Source organism: Micromonospora sp. NPDC006766, assembly GCF_040636055.1.
Classification (GTDB): Bacteria; Actinomycetota; Actinomycetes; order Mycobacteriales; family Micromonosporaceae; genus Micromonospora.
This window is the reverse complement of record NZ_JBEYIX010000004.1, coordinates 17,961-36,824: the sequence shown is the minus strand read 5'-3', so window position 1 is coordinate 36,824 and position 18,864 is coordinate 17,961. Positions and strand designations below refer to the sequence as shown.

Genomic DNA, 18,864 nt, shown 5'->3' with positions numbered 1-18,864 from the left:
CCACGATGACCGTCCGGGCCGTGAGGCGGTGTGACGGCGGGCCGGCCGGGCCACGGACACCGGCGGCCGGTAACCGATGAGGAAGGCAGCGGACAATGCAGACGGATCGGCTCGGTGACCTGGTGGTGGGTACGGCCGGCGACATCGCCGGGGCGGTCGTCGACCCCCGCCAGGGGCTCAGCAAGCTCCGGTCGGTGGTGACCGTCCGGTCCCTCGTCGCCGTCGCGGCGGGCCTGGCCGTCGGCTTCCTGCTGGCCCGATCCGCTCGGCGCGGCTGACGGTCGGCCCGCTCAGGAGCCGGCCGACAGCAACCGGCTGATCTCCGGGGCGGCCGGATGCTCCGGGGCGACGGCCAGGAACCGGCGCAAGGTGGGCGTCGCCTCCGCCGAATGCAGGCCGCGCTGCGCCAACCCCAGCACGAGCAGACCGTCCGGCGATGTCGGCGTCTGGGCGAGGACCTCCCGCGCGGCCTGTGCGGCGGCGGCGGCGTCGCCGGCCCGGAGCAGGGCGAAGGCGAGCCGCAGCCGGATCGTGTCGTCCGGCCGGTCCTGCAGCGCGTCCCGGTAGAGCTGGGCCGCGGCCGCGTACCGGTCCTGGCTCTCCAGGTCGCGGGCCAGTTGCACGGTGACCGCGACCGGGTCGACCGGGGACTGTTCCGCCGGCCGGTCCAGGCGGTCGGCGGCGATCGCGACCGCGGCCACCAGGGACACCAGCCCGGCCGCGCCCGCCCACCAGGCCCGGCGGGTGGCCGTGCCACCCGGCACCGGTCGAACCGTGCCACCCGGCACCGGTCGAACCGCGCCGCCACGCGCCGAGTCCCGGCGGGGGCGCAGCGTACGCAGGGCGGCGTAGCCGGCACCCAGCAGGGTCAGCGCGGGCACGGCCCAGAGCAGCACGGTCGCCCCGTGGGCGGGTGGTTCGGCCAGCACGTCCGGCCCGTACCGCTGGACGAACCACTGGCGGATCTCGGCCCGGTTCCGCCCCTGGGCGAGCTGGTCGGCCACCACCTGGCGCATCGCGGCCGCGATCGGCGACCGGGAATCGGCCACCGACTCGCCCTGGCAGGCCGGGCAGCGCAGCCCGGCGGCCACCGCACGGACCCGATCCTCTTCGCCGGTGCCCCGGACCGAGCGCAGCAGCCCCACCGCGGCGCCGGCGGCCAGCGCGGTGAGTACGAACGCGACCAGCGCCGCCCGCCACCTCATCAGCCGGACAGCAGCGGCGCCACCCGCTGCTCCAGCCAGGCCTGCGTCACCACGCCCCGCTGCCGCTCCACGATCCGGCCGTCCCGGTCCACCACGAACGTCTCCGGCACACCCCGTACGCCCCACTCGACCGACCGGGTGCCGTCCGGGTCGGGCAGCACGGTCAGCCCGGTCGCGCGGGTCTCGTCGAGCAGGGCCCGGACGGCCTCGGTGCCGTCCCGGACGTTCAGCCCGACCAGGCGCAGCCCGTGCGGCGACCAGCGGCGCTCGGCGTCGACCAGTAGCGGCAGTTCGTCGCGGCAGGGGCCGCACCACGAGGCGAAGACGTTGACCAGCACCACCTGCCCCCGGGCGGTGGTCAGGTCGAACCGTCCGCCGTCCAGCGTGTCGCCGGACAGGGCGGGGGCGGGCGCCGGGGTCGACGGGCCGCTGTCGGTGGTCGCCGACGTGCCCGATGCGTGCAGGCCGAGGGCGAGCAGGGTGCCGACGGCGACGGTGACGGCGACCACCAGCGCCGGCCCGGGGCGCAGCCCGGCCGCCATGCGCGAGGCCCGGCGGCTCATCCGGCGGCTCCCGCTCCCGCCGCGGCGCCGTCGCCGACCGTGGCTGCCGGCCCGGTGCTAACCGTGGCTGCCGGCCCGGCCGGCCCGGGCGGCGGTGGCCGGTCTGCGGCCGGTTCGGTAGGCCGTCGCCGGTCTGCGGCCGGGTGTGCTGGCCGTCGCCGGGCGCGGGCGGCGCCGACCGCCGCGACGAGCCCGCCGGTGGCGGTGAGTGCCCCGCCGGCCCAGAGCAGCCCGACGAGCGGGTTCACCGCGAGCCGTACGGTCGCGCTGCCGCTGTCAGCGGCGACCGCGATCAGGGTGACGTAGGTGTCCCGTAGCGGCCCGGTGTCGATCGCCGGCACGGTCACCGTCGCGTCCCGCGCCGGGTGGTAGCGCAGCTCCGGAGTGATCGTCCGCGGCGTGCCGTCCGCCTCGGCGAGTCGGAGCCGGGCGCGTACGGTCATGCCACCGTCGTCGGCGGCCCGGTCCACGCCCTCCAGCCGTACGCTCGCCCTGGCCACCCGCAGGGTCTCGCCGGTGTGGATGGTTCCCTCGGTGTCCCGGCCGTACGCCGAGGAGCCGGCGACGCCCACCGCGACCAGGGCGATCCCCGCGTGCGCGACGAGTCCGGCGACGCCGACCAGCCGGTTGCCGGCCCGCAGCCGGTCGACCAGCTGCCCGGCCAGGCCGGCGAGCACGAACGCGGCGGCGCCGAACGCGGTGAGCGCGGACGGCCCCGGCCGGCTGAGCAGGCCCACCAGGGCCACCGTGGCCAGCGCGGCGCCGCCGGGCACGGCGAGCCGGCGTGGTCCCCGTGCCCGGTCGCGCAGCGCCGGCGCCACCCCGGCGAGCAGCAGCACCACGATCGCCAGCGGCACCGCGGTGCGCTGGTAGTAGGCGGGTCCAACGGCGGCGCGTACGCCGAGCGGCGCGGACAGCAGCGGGAAGACCGTGCCGATTAGCACCACCGCCGCGATGGTCACCAGCAGCACCCCGTTGACCAGCACGGCCGTCGGCCGGGACAGCACCGGCGCGGCCCGGCGGGCCGGCCGGGCGGTACGCCGTCCGGTCGCCACGGTCGACACCACGACGGTCAGCAGGACGAACCCGAGCAGCATCGGTCCCAGCGGCGAGTCGGTGAAGGCGTGCACGCTGGTCACCGCGCCGGAGCGGGTGAGGAAGGTGCCGACCAGCACCAGGATGAAGCTCGCGGTGGCCAGCGTGGTGTTCCAGGCCGTCCGCCCGGCCGCCCGCCCGAGGGCGGTGTGCAGGAACGCGGTGGCGGTCAGCCAGGGCAGCAGGGAGGCGTTCTCCACCGGGTCCCACGCCCAGTAGCCGCCCCAGCCCAGCACCGCGTACGACCACCAGGCGCCCAGCCCGATGCCGGCGGTCAGCGCCGCCCAGGCCGCCAGCGCCCACGGGCGGGCCAGCCGGAGCCAGCCGCGACCCTCCGGCCCGGCCAGCGGGGCGGCGAGCGCGAGGGCGAACGGCACGACCAGGCCGAGGTAGCCGGCGTAGAGCAGGGGCGGGTGCACCCCCATCGCGGGATGCTGTTGCAGCAGCGGGTTCGGTCCGGGACCGTCGGCGGGCACCGGGTCGACCGGCCGGAACGGGTTCGCGGCGAACCGGGACAGCGCGAAGAAGAACATGGTGACCCCGCTGACCACCGCCATCGCGTACGCGTGCAGCCGGGGCGGATACCGCCGCCGGGCCAGCAGCGCCGCGTAGCCGCCGAGGACCAGCAGCCAGAGCAGCAGGGAACCGTCCAGTGCCGACCAGAGGCTGGTCAGCGCGTAGTACAGCGGCACCTGCCGTCCGCCGTTCTGGGCCACGAACCGAACGCTGAAGTCGTGCCGGAGCAGGGCCGTCTCCAGCAGCGCGCAGGAGGCGGCGGCCGCCGCCAGGGTCGCCGTGGCGCCGAGGCGGGCCGGCCGGGCGGGCGCGCCGAACAGCGCCACCCGCAGCCAGAGCAGGGCGGTCAGGGTGGCGCAGGCCAGGCCGGCGGCCAGGCTGGCGGTGCCGAGCTCACCGAGCATCGACCGGTCCTGTCGGGCCGGGGGAGGGGCGGTACTCGTTGCCGTGCCGGACCAGCACCTGGTCGGAGTGGAACACCCCGTCCGACGCCAGGGTGCCCTCGACGACCGCCCCCTGGCCCTCGTGGAACGTCTCCGGCGGCACGCCGCGTTGCCGTACGGTGATCTCATGGCCGTCCGCCGCGAGGCGGAACACCACCAGGTCGCCGTCGTGGCGCAGCGACCCGGGCACCACGTCGCCGCCGAGGCGGATCCGCTGCCCGGCGGCGGTCGGGTCGTCGAGCACCTCGGCGGGGGTGCGGTAGTAGGTCAGGGTGTCCCGCAGGGCCCCGGCGACCAGCAGCCCACCGGCGGCGAGCAGCACGGCGACGAGGGCGGCCCGGCCCGCCCGGCGACGGATCATCCGACCCGCGCCGGCGCGCGCTCGGGGGCGGGGGAGGCGTCGACGGCCAGCCGCCGCTCCAGCCGGACCACCCGCTGCAGCACGACGCAGAACGCGACGAGCGTGGCGGCGGCGACCGCGAGCAGCAGCGCGGCGCCCATCCGCGCGTCGATCGGCGGGCGTTGCGGGGCGAGCACGGTCGCCTGCTGGTGCAGCGAGCGCCACCAGAGCACCGAGAAGTGCACCACTGGGACGAGCAGGAAGCCCACCGCGCCCACCACCGCCGCCGGCCGCGCCACCCGGTGGTCGCCGCCGTCGCGCGCCCCGGTCCGCTCGCCCACCGTTCGGCGCAGGGCCAGGTAACCGGCGTACGCGAACAGCAGCAGGGCGGTGCTGACCAGCCGGGGATCCCACGCCCACCAGGTGCCCCACACCAGCCGCCCCCAGAGCGACCCGGTGCCGATGGCGACGGCGGTGAGCACCACCCCCACCTCGGCGGCGGCCCGGGCGAACCGATCCCAGCGCAGGTCGCCCCCGATCAGGTACGCGCAGCCGGCGGCCAGCACGACCGCGAACGCGACGTACGCCACCCATGCGGCGGGGACGTGCAGGTACATGAGCCGTTGCGCCTGGCCCTGCACCGCGTCCGGGGGTGCCAGCCAGCCGCCGGCGACCGTGGCGGCGGCGCTCAGCCCGCCGGCCAGCCAGGCGGTCGTACGGCGTGCGGCGGCGGCTCGGGCGGTGTCCGCGACCAGGTCCACCGTGGATTGCATGATCTCCCTGTCCGCGCCCGGGGGCGCTTGCCGGAGGAGCGGAACTGCGGGCTCCACCATAAGGTGCAAACCCGGCTTTAGCCCTATATCTCTGCAAAAGGCGGGTAGGTGGTTGAATCGGGTCTACTGTCCGTTTCGATGGAGCCGACAGCGCATACGAACCCGAGCGCGAACCGGCGGCGCACGCGACCGCGTCCGGTCGCCGCCGCGCTGCTGAGCCTGTGCCTGCTCGCCGGCTGCGCCGGCGACTCCCCGTCGGCGCTGAACCCGGGCGGCACCGGGGCAACCCGGATCAGCGGCCTGTGGTGGCTGCTGTTCTGGATCGCGGTGGCCGTGTTCGTCGAGGTCATGGCGCTGATGACCTGGGCACTGGTGTTCCGGCGCGGATCTGTACGGGTGCGGCACAGCCAGCCCATGCGGTTCGTCGCCGTCGCCGGGGCCGGGCTGCCTTTCATCATCCTGGTCACCGTCTACGGGTTCGGCCTGCGCGACCTCGCCGCGCTCGGCAAGAGCCCGGGCCGCGACGCGCCGACCATCGAGGTGATCGGCCACCGGTGGTGGTGGGAGGTGCGCTACCAGGGGGCCTCCGGGGCGACCGCCAACGAGCTGCACATCCCGGTCGGCGAGCGGGTGCGGGTGCGGCTGCGCACCGATGACGTGTTGCACAGCTTCTGGGTGCCGCAGCTGATGCCGAAGATGGATCTGATCGCCGGCGAGGAACGCCAGACCTGGCTGGAGGCTCAGCGGGCGGGCAGCTATCGCGGTCAGTGCGCGGAGTATTGCGGCACCCAGCACGCGCACATGGCGTTCATGGTGGTGGCGGAGTCCCGGGCGGACTTCGACGCCTGGGTGGCCCGGCTGGACGCGCCGGCTCGGGCCCCGCAGACCGATGCCGAGCGCCGTGGGCAGCAGGCGTTCGTGCAGGGCACCTGCGCCGCCTGTCACTCGATCCGGGGCACGGGCGCGCAGGGGAAGGTCGGGCCGGACCTGTCGAACGTCGGCTCGCGCTGGAGCATTGGCGCGGGCGCCGTGCCGAACGATCCCGGCCACCTGGGCGGCTGGATCGCCAACTCGCAGACCGTCAAGCCCGGCAACTACATGCCGCCGCAGCCGGTGAACGCCGACCAACTGCCCGACCTCATCGCCTACCTGCGGTCACTGAAGTAGGCCGGGGGAGTGTGAGCATGTCCACGACGACCACGAAACCGCCCGGCGCCAGTCAGGAGGACCTGTCGCGGCTGGAGGAACACTGGGGTGAGCCGCCCTCGCTCCGGGCCTGGTTCAGCACCGTCGACCACAAGAAGATCGGCCGCCGTTACATCGTCACCGCCGGCCTGTTCTTCGTGTTCGCCGGGATCAGCGCCCTGCTGATGCGCACGCAGCTCGCCACACCGGAATCGGGCATCCTGTCACCGCAGGAGTACAACCAGCTGTTCACCATGCACGGCACGTCGATGATCTTCCTGTTCGCCACCCCGATGTTCTTCGGTCTCGGCAACTTCCTCGTGCCGCTGATGATCGGCTCGCGGGACATGGCGTTCCCCCGGCTCAACGCGTTCGGCTACTGGGTGTTCCTGTTCGCCGGGCTGTTCATGTGGGTGAGCGTGCCGTTCGGGGAGGCACCCAACGCCGGCTGGTTCAACTACGCGCCGCTGACGAATCTGACGTTCGAACCCGGCCTCGCCATCGACGTCTACAACCTCGGGCTGCTCTTCCTCGGCATTTCCACCACCGCCGGTGCGATCAACTTCATCGTCACGGCACTCAAGCTGCGGGCCCCGGGGATGTCGCTCAACCGGGTGCCCCTGTTCGTCTGGGCGATCGTGGCCACCTCGTTCATGGTGGTCTTCGCCCTGCCCGCGCTGAACCTGGACAACCTGCTGCTCTTCCTCGACCGCCGGTTCGACACCCACTTCTTCGACCCGTCCGCCGGCGGCAACGTGCTGCTCTGGCAGCACCTGTTCTGGATCTTCGGGCACCCCGACGTCTACATCATCGTGATGCCGGGGCTGGGCATCGTGTCCTCGGTCCTGCCCGCGTTCGCCCGGCGCGGCGTGGTCGCGTACCCGCTGGTCGTGCTGGCCATCGTGTCCATCTCGATCCTCTCGTTCGGCGTCTGGGTGCACCACATGTTCGCCACCGGCCTGCCCCAGCTGTCCTACAGCTTCTTCAGCGCGGCCAGCACGATCATCACCATCCCGTCCGGCATTCAGTTCTTCGCCTGGCTGGCGACCATGGCGCTCGGCCGACTGGTGATCAAGGTGCCGCTGCTGTTCCTCATCGGCTTTTTGTTCACCTTCCTGATCGGCGGCCTCACCGGCGCGATGTTCGCGGTGACCGCGTTCGACCAGCAGGTCACCGACTCGTACTTCGTGGTGGCGCACTTCCACTACGTGCTCCTCGGCGGCGCGGTCTTCCCGATGCTGGCCGGCCTCTACTACTGGCTGCCCAAGGTGACCGGCCGGATGTACCACGAGGGGCTCGGCCGCTGGGCCTTCTGGCTGGTGCTGGCCGGCATGCAGCTCACCTTCTTCCCGATGCACCTGTACGGGCTGTTCGGCATGCCGCGGCGGGTCTACACCTACCGTGGCGACCTCGGCTGGGACGTGGGGAACCTGATCGCCACCGTCGGGGCGTACGTGCTGGCGGCGGGGCTGCTGCTGGTGCTCATCGGGGTGGTGCACGCGATCCGCCGGGGGCGGCCGGCGCCGAGCGACCCGTGGGGCGGCGACACCCTGGAGTGGACGACGACGTCGCCGCCCGAGTCGTACAACTTTCCCGTGCTGCCGCAGGTGCACAGCCTGCATCCCACCTGGGACGAGCGGACCGCCGAGAGCATCGGCGCGGGGGCCACCCAGGACCGGATCCTCAGCGAGGGACGGCGGACGCTGTTCACCAGCGAGTTGGACGCCCGGTACGAGCGCGCGGTGGAGATGGCCGAGTCCACCCTCATCCCGTTCGTCCTCGCCTGCTGGCTGCTGCTCTTCTTCATCTCGATGCTCTTCTCCTGGTGGCTGGTGGCGGGCTTCGCCGCGGTGGCAGTGGTGGTGACGATGGGTGTCTGGCTCTGGCCGTCGCGTCGGCCGGCGGAGAAGACGGGGTGACGCGATGACCGACCGGGGCGGCATCGTGGCGGCGGCCACCGGCGCCGAGGCGTTGAGCACCGAGGAGCCGGTGGGCCGTTCCACCGGCTGGTGGGGAATGGTGCTGTTCGTCGCCACCGAGAGCACCTTCTTCGCCTGCCTGCTGGGCAGCTATTACTACCTGCGCTTCCAGGTCGGGCCCCAGTGGCCGCCGGACGGGATCGGGAATCCGGAGCTGACGCGACCGCTCGTCATGACCGGGCTGCTGCTGTTCAGCAGCGTCCCGCTGTTCTGGGGCGTACGCGGCATCCGGTACGGCCGCCGTTGGCGGCTGCGCGCCGGGCTGGTGGCCACGATGGTGCTCGTGGTGACCTTCCTGACCGTGCAGGGCACCGAGTACGTGGACGACCTCAAGATCCTCACGCCGACCACCGACGTCTACGGCTCGTTGTACTACCTGATCACCGGGTTCCACTCGCTGCACGTCCTGGGCGGCCTGGCCTTCGTCGCCTGGTTGTTCGCCGCCTCCCTGGTCAACAGCTTCGACCCCCAGCACTACGACCGGGTCCGCAACGCCGGCATCTTCTGGGTCTTCCTCGACGTGGTGTGGGTCGCCGTCCTGTTCACCATCTACCTCAGTCCGCGGTTGTGATGGGCACCCAGGTCGGTCCCCGCGTCCGCCTGGTCGGCGGCCTGCTGCTCTGGTACGGCGTGCTCGGCGGCGCCGTCGCCTGGGCGGTGCACCTGATGGCGGCCTGGAGCATGGACGAACTGACCTGCGCCGCCGGCTCGGCGGAGATCTCCGCCCTGCCGCTGTGGCAGGCGGTCGGGCTGGCCGTGATCATCCCGGCCCTGGCCGCCGCCGGATCGCTGGCCGTCGCCGCGCTCGCCTGGACCCGGATGCGGCAGGCCCAGCGCGCCGGGGCCCCGGACGGCGCGTACGGGCGCGCCCGGCTGCTCGCCGCGGTCGGCATCTGGGCCAACCTGCTCTTCCTGTCGATCATCGTGCTCGGCGGGGTCGCCCTCCTGGTGCTGCCGGTATGCCAGCGGTGAACGCCGTCGGGACGGCGGACGGGGTCGCCGAGGGCCTGCTCACCATGGCGTCCATGGTGCTGGTCTGCCTGCTGGTGGCCGGCTACGGCCGCGGCGTGCAGGAGCTGTGGCGGCGCGGGGCGGTGCGGCTGGTTCCGCCCTGGCGGGTGGCCGCCTTCGGGGCCGGTCTGCTCACCGTGCTGGCCGCCGAGCACGGGCCGATGCACGCACTCGCCGAGGGCTCCTTCGCCGGGCACATGACCCAGCACATGGTGTTCCTGCTCGGAACCGGGCCGCTGCTGGCCGCCGGGGCCGCCGGCCTGCCGCTGAGCCTCGCCACCCCGCTGGCCCTGCGCCGCCGGCTGGCCCGGTGGCGGGTCGGCCCGGCCCTGCGCTGGACCCGCCGGCCGGTGACCGGCGCGCTGGCGGCCGGGGCCGGGCAGACCGTCGTGCTCTGGGTCTGGCACCTGCCCGGGGCGTACGTGGCTGCGGTCGACCATGCGGTCCTGCACGCCACCGAACACCTGTGCTTCGTGGCGATGTCCTGGTGGTTCTGGACTTCGGTGCTCGGCGCGGCCCGCCACCGGCCACCGGCGCCGGTGGCGGTGCTGCTGCTGGCGGGCACCATGCTGCCGGCCTCCGCGCTGGGCGCGGTGCTGACCTTCGCGCCGGAACCGGTCTACCCGCTGCGGGTGTTCGGCGCCCACCCGCTGGCCGACCAGCAGCTCGCCGGCCTGCTCATGTGGGCACCGATGGACGCGGTCGTGATCCTCGTGTCGCTCGGTCTGTTCCTACGGTGGCTGATTCGCCTCGACCAGACCCGGCCCGAGGGCCGGCGGCCGGGCCCGGCGGAACGGCCCACCGCTGCGGCGGACGCCGAAAGGGAAGGGGCGCTGTGATGAGACGTCGACGGCTTCCGGCCACGGCCCTGGCGGTGCTGGCGCTGGTCACGGCGGGTGGCTGCGCCTCGTCGCCGCCGCCACCGCCGCCGCAGACCCGCGCCGGCCACCCCGAGCGGGGTGCCCAGCTGATCGCCCAGTACGGGTGCGGTTCGTGCCACACCATTCCCGGCATCGACCGGGCCGACGGCCTGGTGGGGCCGCCGCTGACCCGCTTCGGAGCCCGCTCCTACATCGCCGGGAAGCTGCCGAACAGCGACGACAACCTGCGCCGGTGGATCTCCGACCCACAGGCCGTCGTGCCGGGCAACGCCATGCCGAACCTGGGCATCGACCAGATCGACGCCCAGGACATCGCCGCCTACCTCTACACCCTGGACTGACCGTGCCACGACGAGGAGACGACGGAGTCCCCGGTTGGCGGCTCGACCCACGGCCGCGCCGGGCGCTGGCGCTCGGCGCGACACTGCTGCTGGCCGCCGGTCCGGCGGCCCTCGCGCCCGCCCCCGGCGGCACCCCGTCGCCCAACCCCACCGCGAGCGCCAGCGGCGCGGCGCCCGGCGCGGCGGACCGGGGCGGGCAGCTCTACCTGGCCAACTGCGCCAGCTGCCACGGCAGACAGGGCGAGGGGTCACAGCGCGGACCATCCCTGATCGGGGTCGGAGCCGCCTCGGTGGACTTCCAACTCTCCACCGGCCGGATGCCCGCCGTGCAGACCGAGCCGCAGCCGCCGCGCCGGTCCCGGCCGGTGTTCTCCCCCGAGGAGATCGCCGCGCTGGTCGACCACGTGACCAGCTTCGGGGGCGGCGGACCACAGATCCCCCACCCGGCGGCCGGAGACGTGAACCGCGGCCGGGACCTGTTCGCGGCCAACTGCGCCCCCTGCCACAGCGCGACCGGCGCCGGCGCGGTGCTGACCAACGGGTGGATCGCCCCACCGCTGTACGACGCCACACCCGTCCAGGTCGCCGAGGCGATCCGGGTCGGACCCGGGCTGATGCCGGTCTTCCCGAGCCAGGTGCTCACCGACGCGCAGGTCAACGACCTGACCACCTACGTGGGGCGGCTGCGCAGCCCACGGCTGGACCGGGGCGGCTACTCACTCGGGCGACTCGGCCCGCTCGCCGAAGGACTGGTGGCCTGGGGGGTGATGCTGGTGCTGCTCGTCGGAGCCATCCGGTGGATGGGGCGGAGGGCGGGGCAGTGAGCGCCCGGCGTCCCCCGGCGGCCGAACGCGCGGCCGGCCGCCGCATCATCACCGCCTTCCTGGCCAGCGCGGCCGGAGCGGCCGGCTTCGCGGTGGTGTACGCCCTCAACGCCGGCCCCCAGTGGGAGGGGGTCAGCCTGGCGGTGGCCTTCGCCGGCCTGGCCGTCGGGCTCGCGCAGTGGGGGCGGCACCTTGTGCCGGTCGGCGGATACGTCGAGGAGCACGAGGGCTTCACCCCGCCGCCGGACGAGCAGGCGATGACGGCCGCCGCGCTCACCGCGCCGGACAGCCCGATCCGGCGGCGTGGCCTGCTGGCGGCCCTCGGACTGGCCGCGACCACGCTCGGCGTCGCGGTGCTGTTTCCGCTGCGCTCGCTGCTGCACTGGAACCACCGGCAGCCGAACGAGGCGTTCTCGACCACCCCGTGGCACCCCGGGGTCCGGCTGGTCGACCATCAGGGCCGCCCGCTGCGGCCCGAGGACGTGCCGGCGGGCACCGTGGTCGGGGTGTTCCCGGAGGGCGCGATCGACTCCGGAGACGCACCCGCCTTCGCGGTCCGGCTGGAACCGCAACAGTTCGCCCGACCGCCCTCCGGCGGTCACCTCGGCGGCCTGGTGGTCTGGTCGATGTTGTGCACCCACGCCGGCTGCCCGGTCCGGCTCTACCTCAAGGGCACCGGGCGGGTGCTGTGCCCCTGCCACCAGTCCTCGTTCGATTTGCTGGCCGACGCGCGCCCGATCGCCGGGCCGGCCGCGCGCCCGCTGCCCGGCCTGCCGTTCGAGGTCGGCCCGGACGGGTTCCTCCGGGCCACCGGCGATTTCACCGGCCCGCCCGGTGCCGGCTTCTGGAGGCGGCAGTGATCATCGACCGGCTGGCCCGGGCGCTGGACGACCGGCTGCGGCTCTCTCCCATCACGCGGCGCGCGCTCGCGAAGATCTTTCCCGACCACTGGACGTTCATGTTGGGCGAGATCGCGCTCTACTCGTTCGTCGCGCTGATCGCGACCGGCGTCTACCTCACCTTCTTCTTCGACGCCAGCTCCGCCGACCGGGTCTACCACGGCGACTACGCGCCGCTGGACGGCGCCAGCACCTCCGCCGCGTACGTCTCGACGGTCCGGCTGAGCTGGGACGTGCGGGCCGGACTGCTGATCCGGCAGACCCACCACTGGGCGGCGCTGCTCTTCGTCGCGGCGATCCTGCTGCACCTGATAAGGATCTTCTTCACCGGGGCGTTCCGGAAACCGCGCGAACTGAACTGGCTGATCGGCCTCACCATGTTCCTGCTCGCCCTGGCCAACGGGTTCACCGGCTACTCCATGCCGGACGACCTGCTCTCCGGTCTCGGCCTGCGGATCATCGTCTCGGTCGTGGAGTCGATCCCCCTGGTCGGGACGTGGCTGGTGGCGCTGGCCATCGACGGCGAGTTTCCCTCCGACGCGCTGATTCCGCGGATGTTCATCACCCACGTGCTGCTGGTGCCCGCCGTGCTGGTCGCCCTCGTGTCGCTGCACCTGGGCATCCTGGTCCGGCAGAAGCACAGCCAGTTCCCCGGCCCCGGACGGACCGAGCACAACGTGGTGGGGTCCCGGTTCTGGCCGAGCTACACGTTGCGCTCGCTCGCCCTGTTCGCCTGGGTGCTGGCGGTGCTGTTCGCGCTCGGTGGCCTGGTGCAGATCAACCCGATCTGGCTCTACGGCCCGTTCGCGCCGTCCCAGTCCAGTTCGCCGTCCCAGCCGGACTGGTACGTCGTCTGGGGCGACGGCGCGTTGCGCCTGTTCCCGCCGTGGGAGTTCCGGATCGCCGGGTACCTCGTGCCGCAGCCGTTCTGGCCGGGCGTGGTGCTCGGTGCGGTCACCTTCCTCGCCCTCTACGCCTGGCCGTTCGTCGAACGGTGGCGCACCGGCGACCGCCGGCCCCACCAGCTGCTCGACCGGCCCCGCGACCACCCGGTCCGGCTGGCGGTGGGTATCACCGCGTTGACGTTCTTCGCGGTGCTCGCGATCGCCGGCGGGGACGACATCCTCGCCCGGCTGCTGGGGGTGCCCGTCTACGACCTGCTCGGGCTGTTCCGGGTGCTGGTGCTCGTGCTACCCCTCCTGGCCGGGCTGGTCGCCTATCTGATCGCGCGGGCGTTGCGGCGTGGCGACGCGGCCAGCCTCGGCGAGCTGACCCGGGCGGATCTGCGGCGGGCCGGCGGCGCCGCCCCGGTCCAGCGCGGGGACGAGGGCGGACCCGAGACGCCCGCCCCGGACCGGCCGGGGGAGCGGATCGAGCTGTGGCCGGAGGGCGGGCTGTGGCGGTGGCGCTACCGCGACGAGGCCGGGCACGTCGTGCTCACCGGCAACCGGGCGCTGCGCTCGGAGGAGGAGGCGGTGGAGGCGTCCCGGCTCGCGTACCCCGGGGTCGACCGGGTGGTGGTGCCCGGCCCGCCGCCGCCCCCGCCGCCCGGCCGGGTCCGCACCACCCTGCGCCGCTGGGGCCACGCCGCCGCCGCCGGATCGCTGCTGCTCGGCCTCCTCATCGACCGCCGGCGGCGCGGCGGCGATCGCGGGCCGCAGCCGCCGGAACCGGCCGAACCCGAATCGCCGCCGGCGGACGAGCCGGCCACGCCGGGCGGACGGACATGAATGCCTGATCGGGCACCCGCCCGAGCTGATCCGGGTCGGGCTCACGGCGGTGCTGCGCTACCTCACCGCCGAGGCCACCAGTTCGGAGGTTTGCCGACAGAGGACGCGGGTAGCTGGCGGGACATCGGGCCGTCCGACGCCCGGCTCTGCCCCGCCGCCCCGGTGCCCGCTGCCGGCAGGCCGCGCGACAGCCCAGATCAGGAGGCGTGAGGTGCAGGAGATCGTAGGCGACAGCCTGGCCCGACGACTGGTGGCGTGGGGTGTCGACACCGTCTTCGGCCTGCCCGGCGACGGCATCAACGGCCTGATGGAGGGTTTCCGCCGGCAGCGGGAGAAGTTGAAGTTCGTGCTCGTGCACCACGAGGAGGCGGCGGCCTTCATGGCCACCGGCTACGCCAAGGCCACCGGTCGTATCGGCGTCTGCGCCGCCACCTCCGGCCCGGGGGCCATCCACCTGCTCAACGGTCTGTACGACGCCAAGCTCGACCACGTGCCGGTGCTGGCCATCACCGGCATGCAGGAAACCTCGGTGCTCGGCTCGCACTACCAGCAGGAGGTGCACACCCCGCTGCTCTATCAGGACGTGGCGGCCTACAACCTGATGGTCACCAACCCGCAGCAGATGCCCGGGTTGGTGGACATCGCCATCCGCCACGCCCTGGCCATGCGGACGGTGGCCCACCTGACCTTCCCCAACGACGTGCAGGTCGCCGCGGCCGGCGACGACCCGTACCGGCACGTCAGCCCGGGCGCGCCGCCGACGAGCAGCCCGGTCGCGTCACAGCCGCCGGTGCCGGCGGCGCAGGCCGATCTGGCCCGGGCGGCGGAGGTGCTCAACGCCGGCAAGAAGGTGGCCATGCTGGTCGGGGTGGGCGCCCGGCACGCCCGCGACGAGATCATCGCGGTGGCGGAGGCCCTGGCCAGCCCGATCGTCAAGACGTTGCCCGGCAAGATGGTGGTGCCCGACGACCACCCGCTCACCACCGGCGGCCTCGGCCTGCTCGGCACCAAGCCGAGCGAGGAGCTGATGGAGGAGTGCGACACCCTGCTGATGGTCGGCACCTCCTTCCCGTACGGCAAGTACCTGCCGAAGCCGGGGCAGGCCCGGGTGGTGCAGATCGACATCGACGCCAGCCTGCTCGGCCTGCGGCTGCCGTTGGACGCGGCGGTCACCGCCGACGCCCGGCTGGCGTTGCAGCAACTGCTGCCGATGCTGCAGCCCCGCTCGGACCGGTCCTTCCTGACCAAGTACCAGCGGGAGCGGGACGCGTGGCGCTCGGACATGGTCGCCCTGCAGGATCCGTCGCGCCACCCGATCGCCCCGCAGTACCTGATCAGCTGCGTTGACGAGGCGGCCACCTCCGACGCGATCCTGACCTGCGACTCCGGCACCATCGCCACCTGGGCGGCCCGGCACTGGACCATCCGCGGCAACCGCGAGTTCTACCTGTCGGGGAACCTGGCCACCATGGCGCCGGGCCTGCCGTACGCGATTGCCATGCAGCACGCGTACCCGGGCCGGCAGGTGATCGCCTTCGTCGGCGACGGCGGGTTCGCCATGCTGATGGCCGAGTTCCTCACCGCCGTCCGGCACGAGCTGCCGATCAAGGTGATCATCAACAACAACAACGCGTACGGGCAGATCCTCTGGGAGCAGATCATCCTCGGCTATCCCGAGTACGCGGTGCGGCACCGGCAGCCGGAGGCGGACTTCGGCGCCTGGGCCCGGGCCTGCGGCGGCTACGGCGCGAAGGTCACCGACCCGAAGGCGTTGCCCGGGGTGATCCGGGAGGCCCTCGCCCACCCGGGTCCGGCGTTGGTGGACTGCGACGTCAACCCGAACGAGCCGCCGATGCCCGGCAAGGTCCGCTACGAGCAGGCGAAGCACTTCACCGAGGCGTTCCTGCGCGGGCAACCGCACCAGGCGGCCACGGTGGCGACCGTCGCCCGCGACAAGATCAACGAGCTGCGGTCGTGACCCGGGTCGCCGCACCGGCGGTCGCGCTGCCCGACCCGGTGCTCCGGGCGCCCGCGCCCGCCGCCGACATCGACCTCGACGCCCTGGCCGCGGCGCTGGGCCCGGTGGTCGACGGCGAGGTCCGGTTCGACGCCGGCTCACGCGGCGCCTACTCCACGGACGGCTCGAACTACCGGCAGATCCCGCTCGGCGTGGTCGTGCCGCGTACCGTCGAGGCCGCCGTCGCCACGATCGCGGTGTGCCGCCGGATGGGCGTTCCCGTGCTTTCCCGCGGCGGCGGCACGAGCCTGGCCGGCGAGTGCACCAACACCGCCGTCGTGATCGACTGGTCGAAGTACTGCAACCGGCTGCTCGAGGTGGACGCGGAGGCGAAGACCTGCCTGGTCGAGCCGGGCATCGTGCTGGACACGCTCAACGAGCTGCTGGCCCCGCACGAGTTGGAGTTCGGGCCGAAGCCGGCGACCCACAACCACTGCACCATCGGCGGGATGATCGGCAACAACTCCTGCGGGTCGACGGCGCAGCGCACCGGCAAGACCGTCGACAACCTCGTCGAGATGGAGGTGCTGCTCTACGACGGCACCCGGATGTGGGTCGGCGAGACCAGCGACGACGCGTACGCCGAGATCCAGCGCCGGGGCGGCCGGCAGGCCGAGATCTACCGCCGGCTGCGGGCCCTGCGGGACGAGTACGCCGGAGACATCCGCACCCGCTACCCGGACATCCCGCGCCGGGTCTCCGGCTACAACCTGGACAGCCTCCTGCCGGAGAAGAACTTCCACGTGGCGCAGGCGCTGGTCGGGTCGGAGAACACGCTGGTCACCGTGCTGCGGGCCCGGCTGAAGCTGGTCCCGGTGGTCCCGGCCAAAGTGATGGTCTTCCTCGGCTACCCGGACATCGCCACCGCGGCCGACGACGTGCAGCACATCCTGCCGCACCAGCCGATCGCGCTGGAGGGCCTCGACGACAAGCTGATCAGCTTCGAGACACGCAAGCACCTGCACCCTGCCGCCCTGCACCTGCTCCCGCAGGGCGGCGGCTGGCTGATGGTCCAGATGGGGGGCCGTACGCCGGAGGAGGCGGAGGACACCCTCGCCCGGATGCTGCACGCGTTACGCCGCGAGGACGGGCCGACCGTGCACCGCTTCGACGACGAGGCCCACGAGAAACAGATGTGGCAGGTCCGCGAGTCCGGCCTCGGCGCCACCGCCCGGGTGCCGGGCGAGGCGGACACCTGGGAGGGCTGGGAGGATTCGGCCGTGCCGCCGGACCGGCTCGGCGACTACCTGCGCGACCTCAACCGGCTCTACCAGGAATACGGCTACGAACAGGCCTCCCTGTACGGGCACTTCGGGCAGGGGTGCGTGCACACCCGGATCCCGTTCCGGCTCACCACCGCCGACGGCGTACGCCAGTTCCGCTCGTTCATCGAGCGTGCCTCGGACCTGGTGGTCTCCTACGGCGGCTCTTTCTCCGGTGAGCACGGCGACGGGCAGTCCCGGGGCGAGCTGCTGCCGAAGATGTTCGGCGACCGGCTGATCCGCGCGTTCGGCCAGTTCAAGGCCATCTTCGACCCGGACGACCGGATGAACCCGGGCAAGGTCCTCCCGCCCTACCCGTTGGACAGCCACCTGCGTCTGGGCGTCGACTACAACCACGGCGACGTGCCGACCCACTTCCGCTACCCCGACGACTCCGGCAGCTTCGGCCGGGCGGTGCTGCGCTGCGTCGGCGTCGGCAAGTGCCGGCGGCAGCACGGCGGGGTGATGTGCCCGTCGTACATGGTCACCCGGGAGGAGGAGCACTCGACGCGAGGTCGGGCCCGCCTGCTGTTCGAGATGCTCGACGGCACCGCCCGGGGCGGGGTCATCGGCGACGGCTGGCGCTCCGACGCCGTCCGGGACGCCCTGGACCTCTGCCTGGCCTGCAAGGGCTGCAAGCGGGACTGCCCGGTCAACGTGGACATGGCCACCTACAAAGCCGAATTCCTGTCCCACCACTACGCGGGCCGGCTACGCCCCCGATCGCACTACTCGATGGGCTGGCTGCCCGTGGCCGCCGCGCTGGCCGCGACCGCGCCCCGCACCGTCAACGCGCTGGCGCACGCCCCCGGCCTGAACCGGCTCGCCAAGGCGGTCGCCGGCATCGACCCGCGCCGCGACATCCCCCTCTTCGCCCTCGACTCGTTCCAACGCTGGTTCACCCGCCGGGCACCCCACGGGGACGGCTCCCGTGGCGAGGTGCTGCTCTGGCCGGACACCTTCACCAACCGCTTCCACCCCGCCATCGGGCAGGCCGCGGTCGAGGTGCTGGAGGCGGCCGGCTGGCGGGTACGCGTGCCGGACCGACCGGTCTGCTGCGGCCTTACCTGGATCTCCACCGGCCAGCTCGGTGTCGCCAAGCGGGTGCTCCAGCGGACCATGGACGTGCTGCGCCCGCACCTGAGGGCCGGCACCCGGGTGGTCGGGCTGGAGCCCAGCTGTACGGCCGTGTTCCGCGGCGACGCCCACGAGCTGTTCCCCGACGACCAGGACGTCACCAAGCTGCACGAGCAGACCGTCACCCTGGCCGAGCTGCTGCACGACCACACCCCGGGCTGGCGACCACCCCGGCTGCCCGCGCACGCGCTGATCCAGACCCACTGCCACCAGCACGCGATCCTGGGCACCACCGCCGACCAGGCGGTGCTGACCGACGCCGGCGTGCACGCCGACTTTCTCGACTCCGGCTGCTGCGGCCTGGCCGGCAACTTCGGCTTTGAGCAGGGCCACTACGAGGTCTCCGAGGCGTGCGCCGAACGGGCGCTGCTGCCCGCCGTACGCGACGCCGCCGACACCGACGTCATCCTCGCCGACGGCTTCAGCTGCCGTACCCAGGTCGAGCAGAGCGCAGCGGCCGGCCGCCGCGCGATCCACCTGGCCGAACTGCTCCGCGCCGGCCTGCACGGCGGGTCGGTGCCGCCGCGACCCGAGCAGAGCTGGACCCAGCGGCCCACAGCGCCGGCGCGGGCCACCCGATGGGCCGCCGCCGGGCTGGTCGGCCTGGCCGCGCTGGCCCCGGTGGCCGCGCTCGCCGCACGGGCGGGCCGGCGGGGACGGTGA

General features: G+C 73.5%; 17 protein-coding genes. 12 read left to right on the top strand and 5 right to left on the bottom strand.

All coding sequences use genetic code 11. The features are described 5' to 3' along the window. Nucleotides 1-95: 95 nt before the first annotated feature. Complete coding sequence (locus tag ABZ671_RS07395) at nucleotides 96-278, top strand: hypothetical protein (RefSeq protein ID WP_357852739.1); 183 nt, start codon at nucleotides 96-98, stop codon at nucleotides 276-278. A gap of 12 nt (nucleotides 279-290) precedes the next feature. Here ABZ671_RS07395 and ABZ671_RS07390 read toward each other — a convergent pair whose 3' ends face one another. The 5 genes from ABZ671_RS07390 to ccsA are packed head-to-tail and all read right to left on the bottom strand — an operon-like array spanning nucleotide 291 to nucleotide 4,935. Continuing rightward, nucleotides 291-1,205: a cytochrome c-type biogenesis protein gene (locus ABZ671_RS07390; RefSeq protein WP_357852736.1), complete on the bottom strand. Its 915-nt coding sequence runs from the start codon at nucleotides 1,203-1,205 to the stop codon at nucleotides 291-293. Next, nucleotides 1,205-1,768, bottom strand: a complete 564-nt coding sequence (locus tag ABZ671_RS07385) for a TlpA disulfide reductase family protein (RefSeq protein ID WP_357852733.1) — start codon at nucleotides 1,766-1,768, stop codon at nucleotides 1,205-1,207. Before ABZ671_RS07385 ends, ABZ671_RS07390 begins: the two co-directional genes overlap by 1 nt. Then, nucleotides 1,765-3,783 (bottom strand): cytochrome c-type biogenesis CcmF C-terminal domain-containing protein, encoded by a 2,019-nt coding sequence (locus ABZ671_RS07380; RefSeq protein ID WP_357852729.1) that lies wholly within the window; start codon nucleotides 3,781-3,783, stop codon nucleotides 1,765-1,767. The genes ABZ671_RS07385 and ABZ671_RS07380 overlap by 4 nt, the downstream gene beginning before the upstream one ends. After that, nucleotides 3,773-4,183, bottom strand: coding sequence for a cytochrome c maturation protein CcmE (locus ABZ671_RS07375; protein ID WP_357852726.1), 411 nt, complete (start codon nucleotides 4,181-4,183; stop codon nucleotides 3,773-3,775). The genes ABZ671_RS07380 and ABZ671_RS07375 overlap by 11 nt, the downstream gene beginning before the upstream one ends. After that, nucleotides 4,180-4,935 (bottom strand): cytochrome c biogenesis protein CcsA, encoded by a 756-nt coding sequence (gene ccsA, locus ABZ671_RS07370; protein ID WP_357852723.1) that lies wholly within the window; start codon nucleotides 4,933-4,935, stop codon nucleotides 4,180-4,182. Before ccsA ends, ABZ671_RS07375 begins: the two co-directional genes overlap by 4 nt. A gap of 138 nt (nucleotides 4,936-5,073) precedes the next feature. Between ccsA and coxB the strand changes: the two genes are divergently transcribed. The 11 genes from coxB (at nucleotide 5,074) to ABZ671_RS07315 (ending at nucleotide 18,864) form a co-directional block, all read left to right on the top strand. Continuing rightward, nucleotides 5,074-6,102: a cytochrome c oxidase subunit II gene (coxB, locus tag ABZ671_RS07365; protein WP_357852720.1), complete on the top strand. Its 1,029-nt coding sequence runs from the start codon at nucleotides 5,074-5,076 to the stop codon at nucleotides 6,100-6,102. A 17-nt stretch (nucleotides 6,103-6,119) separates the two neighbouring features. Continuing rightward, nucleotides 6,120-8,039 carry a cytochrome c oxidase subunit I gene (ctaD, locus tag ABZ671_RS07360; protein ID WP_357852717.1) on the top strand — a complete coding sequence of 640 codons (1,920 nt, stop codon included), beginning with the start codon at nucleotides 6,120-6,122 and terminating at the stop codon, nucleotides 8,037-8,039. A 4-nt stretch (nucleotides 8,040-8,043) separates the two neighbouring features. Further along, on the top strand, nucleotides 8,044-8,670 hold the full coding sequence (locus tag ABZ671_RS07355; protein ID WP_357852714.1) for a cytochrome c oxidase subunit 3: 627 nt from the start codon (nucleotides 8,044-8,046) through the stop codon (nucleotides 8,668-8,670). Beyond that, complete coding sequence (locus tag ABZ671_RS07350) at nucleotides 8,670-9,071, top strand: hypothetical protein (protein WP_357852711.1); 402 nt, start codon at nucleotides 8,670-8,672, stop codon at nucleotides 9,069-9,071. Before ABZ671_RS07355 ends, ABZ671_RS07350 begins: the two co-directional genes overlap by 1 nt. After that, complete coding sequence (locus tag ABZ671_RS07345) at nucleotides 9,059-9,949, top strand: cytochrome c oxidase assembly protein (protein ID WP_357852708.1); 891 nt, start codon at nucleotides 9,059-9,061, stop codon at nucleotides 9,947-9,949. Before ABZ671_RS07350 ends, ABZ671_RS07345 begins: the two co-directional genes overlap by 13 nt. After that, nucleotides 9,949-10,332: a c-type cytochrome gene (locus ABZ671_RS07340; protein ID WP_357852705.1), complete on the top strand. Its 384-nt coding sequence runs from the start codon at nucleotides 9,949-9,951 to the stop codon at nucleotides 10,330-10,332. Before ABZ671_RS07345 ends, ABZ671_RS07340 begins: the two co-directional genes overlap by 1 nt. Before the next feature lie 2 nt (nucleotides 10,333-10,334). Beyond that, the gene (locus ABZ671_RS07335) at nucleotides 10,335-11,156 is read left to right on the top strand and encodes a c-type cytochrome (RefSeq protein WP_357852702.1); all 822 of its coding nucleotides are present in this window, start codon (nucleotides 10,335-10,337) and stop codon (nucleotides 11,154-11,156) included. Continuing rightward, nucleotides 11,153-12,016, top strand: a complete 864-nt coding sequence (locus ABZ671_RS07330) for a Rieske (2Fe-2S) protein (RefSeq protein WP_357852699.1) — start codon at nucleotides 11,153-11,155, stop codon at nucleotides 12,014-12,016. The genes ABZ671_RS07335 and ABZ671_RS07330 overlap by 4 nt, the downstream gene beginning before the upstream one ends. Further along, on the top strand, nucleotides 12,013-13,785 hold the full coding sequence (locus ABZ671_RS07325) for a cytochrome bc complex cytochrome b subunit (protein WP_357852696.1): 1,773 nt from the start codon (nucleotides 12,013-12,015) through the stop codon (nucleotides 13,783-13,785). Before ABZ671_RS07330 ends, ABZ671_RS07325 begins: the two co-directional genes overlap by 4 nt. A gap of 211 nt (nucleotides 13,786-13,996) precedes the next feature. Beyond that, complete coding sequence (locus tag ABZ671_RS07320) at nucleotides 13,997-15,763, top strand: thiamine pyrophosphate-dependent enzyme (RefSeq protein ID WP_357852693.1); 1,767 nt, start codon at nucleotides 13,997-13,999, stop codon at nucleotides 15,761-15,763. Then, a complete protein-coding gene (locus ABZ671_RS07315) occupies nucleotides 15,760-18,864 on the top strand; it encodes an FAD-binding and (Fe-S)-binding domain-containing protein (RefSeq protein WP_357852690.1) in 3,105 nt (1,034 codons plus the stop codon). The genes ABZ671_RS07320 and ABZ671_RS07315 overlap by 4 nt, the downstream gene beginning before the upstream one ends.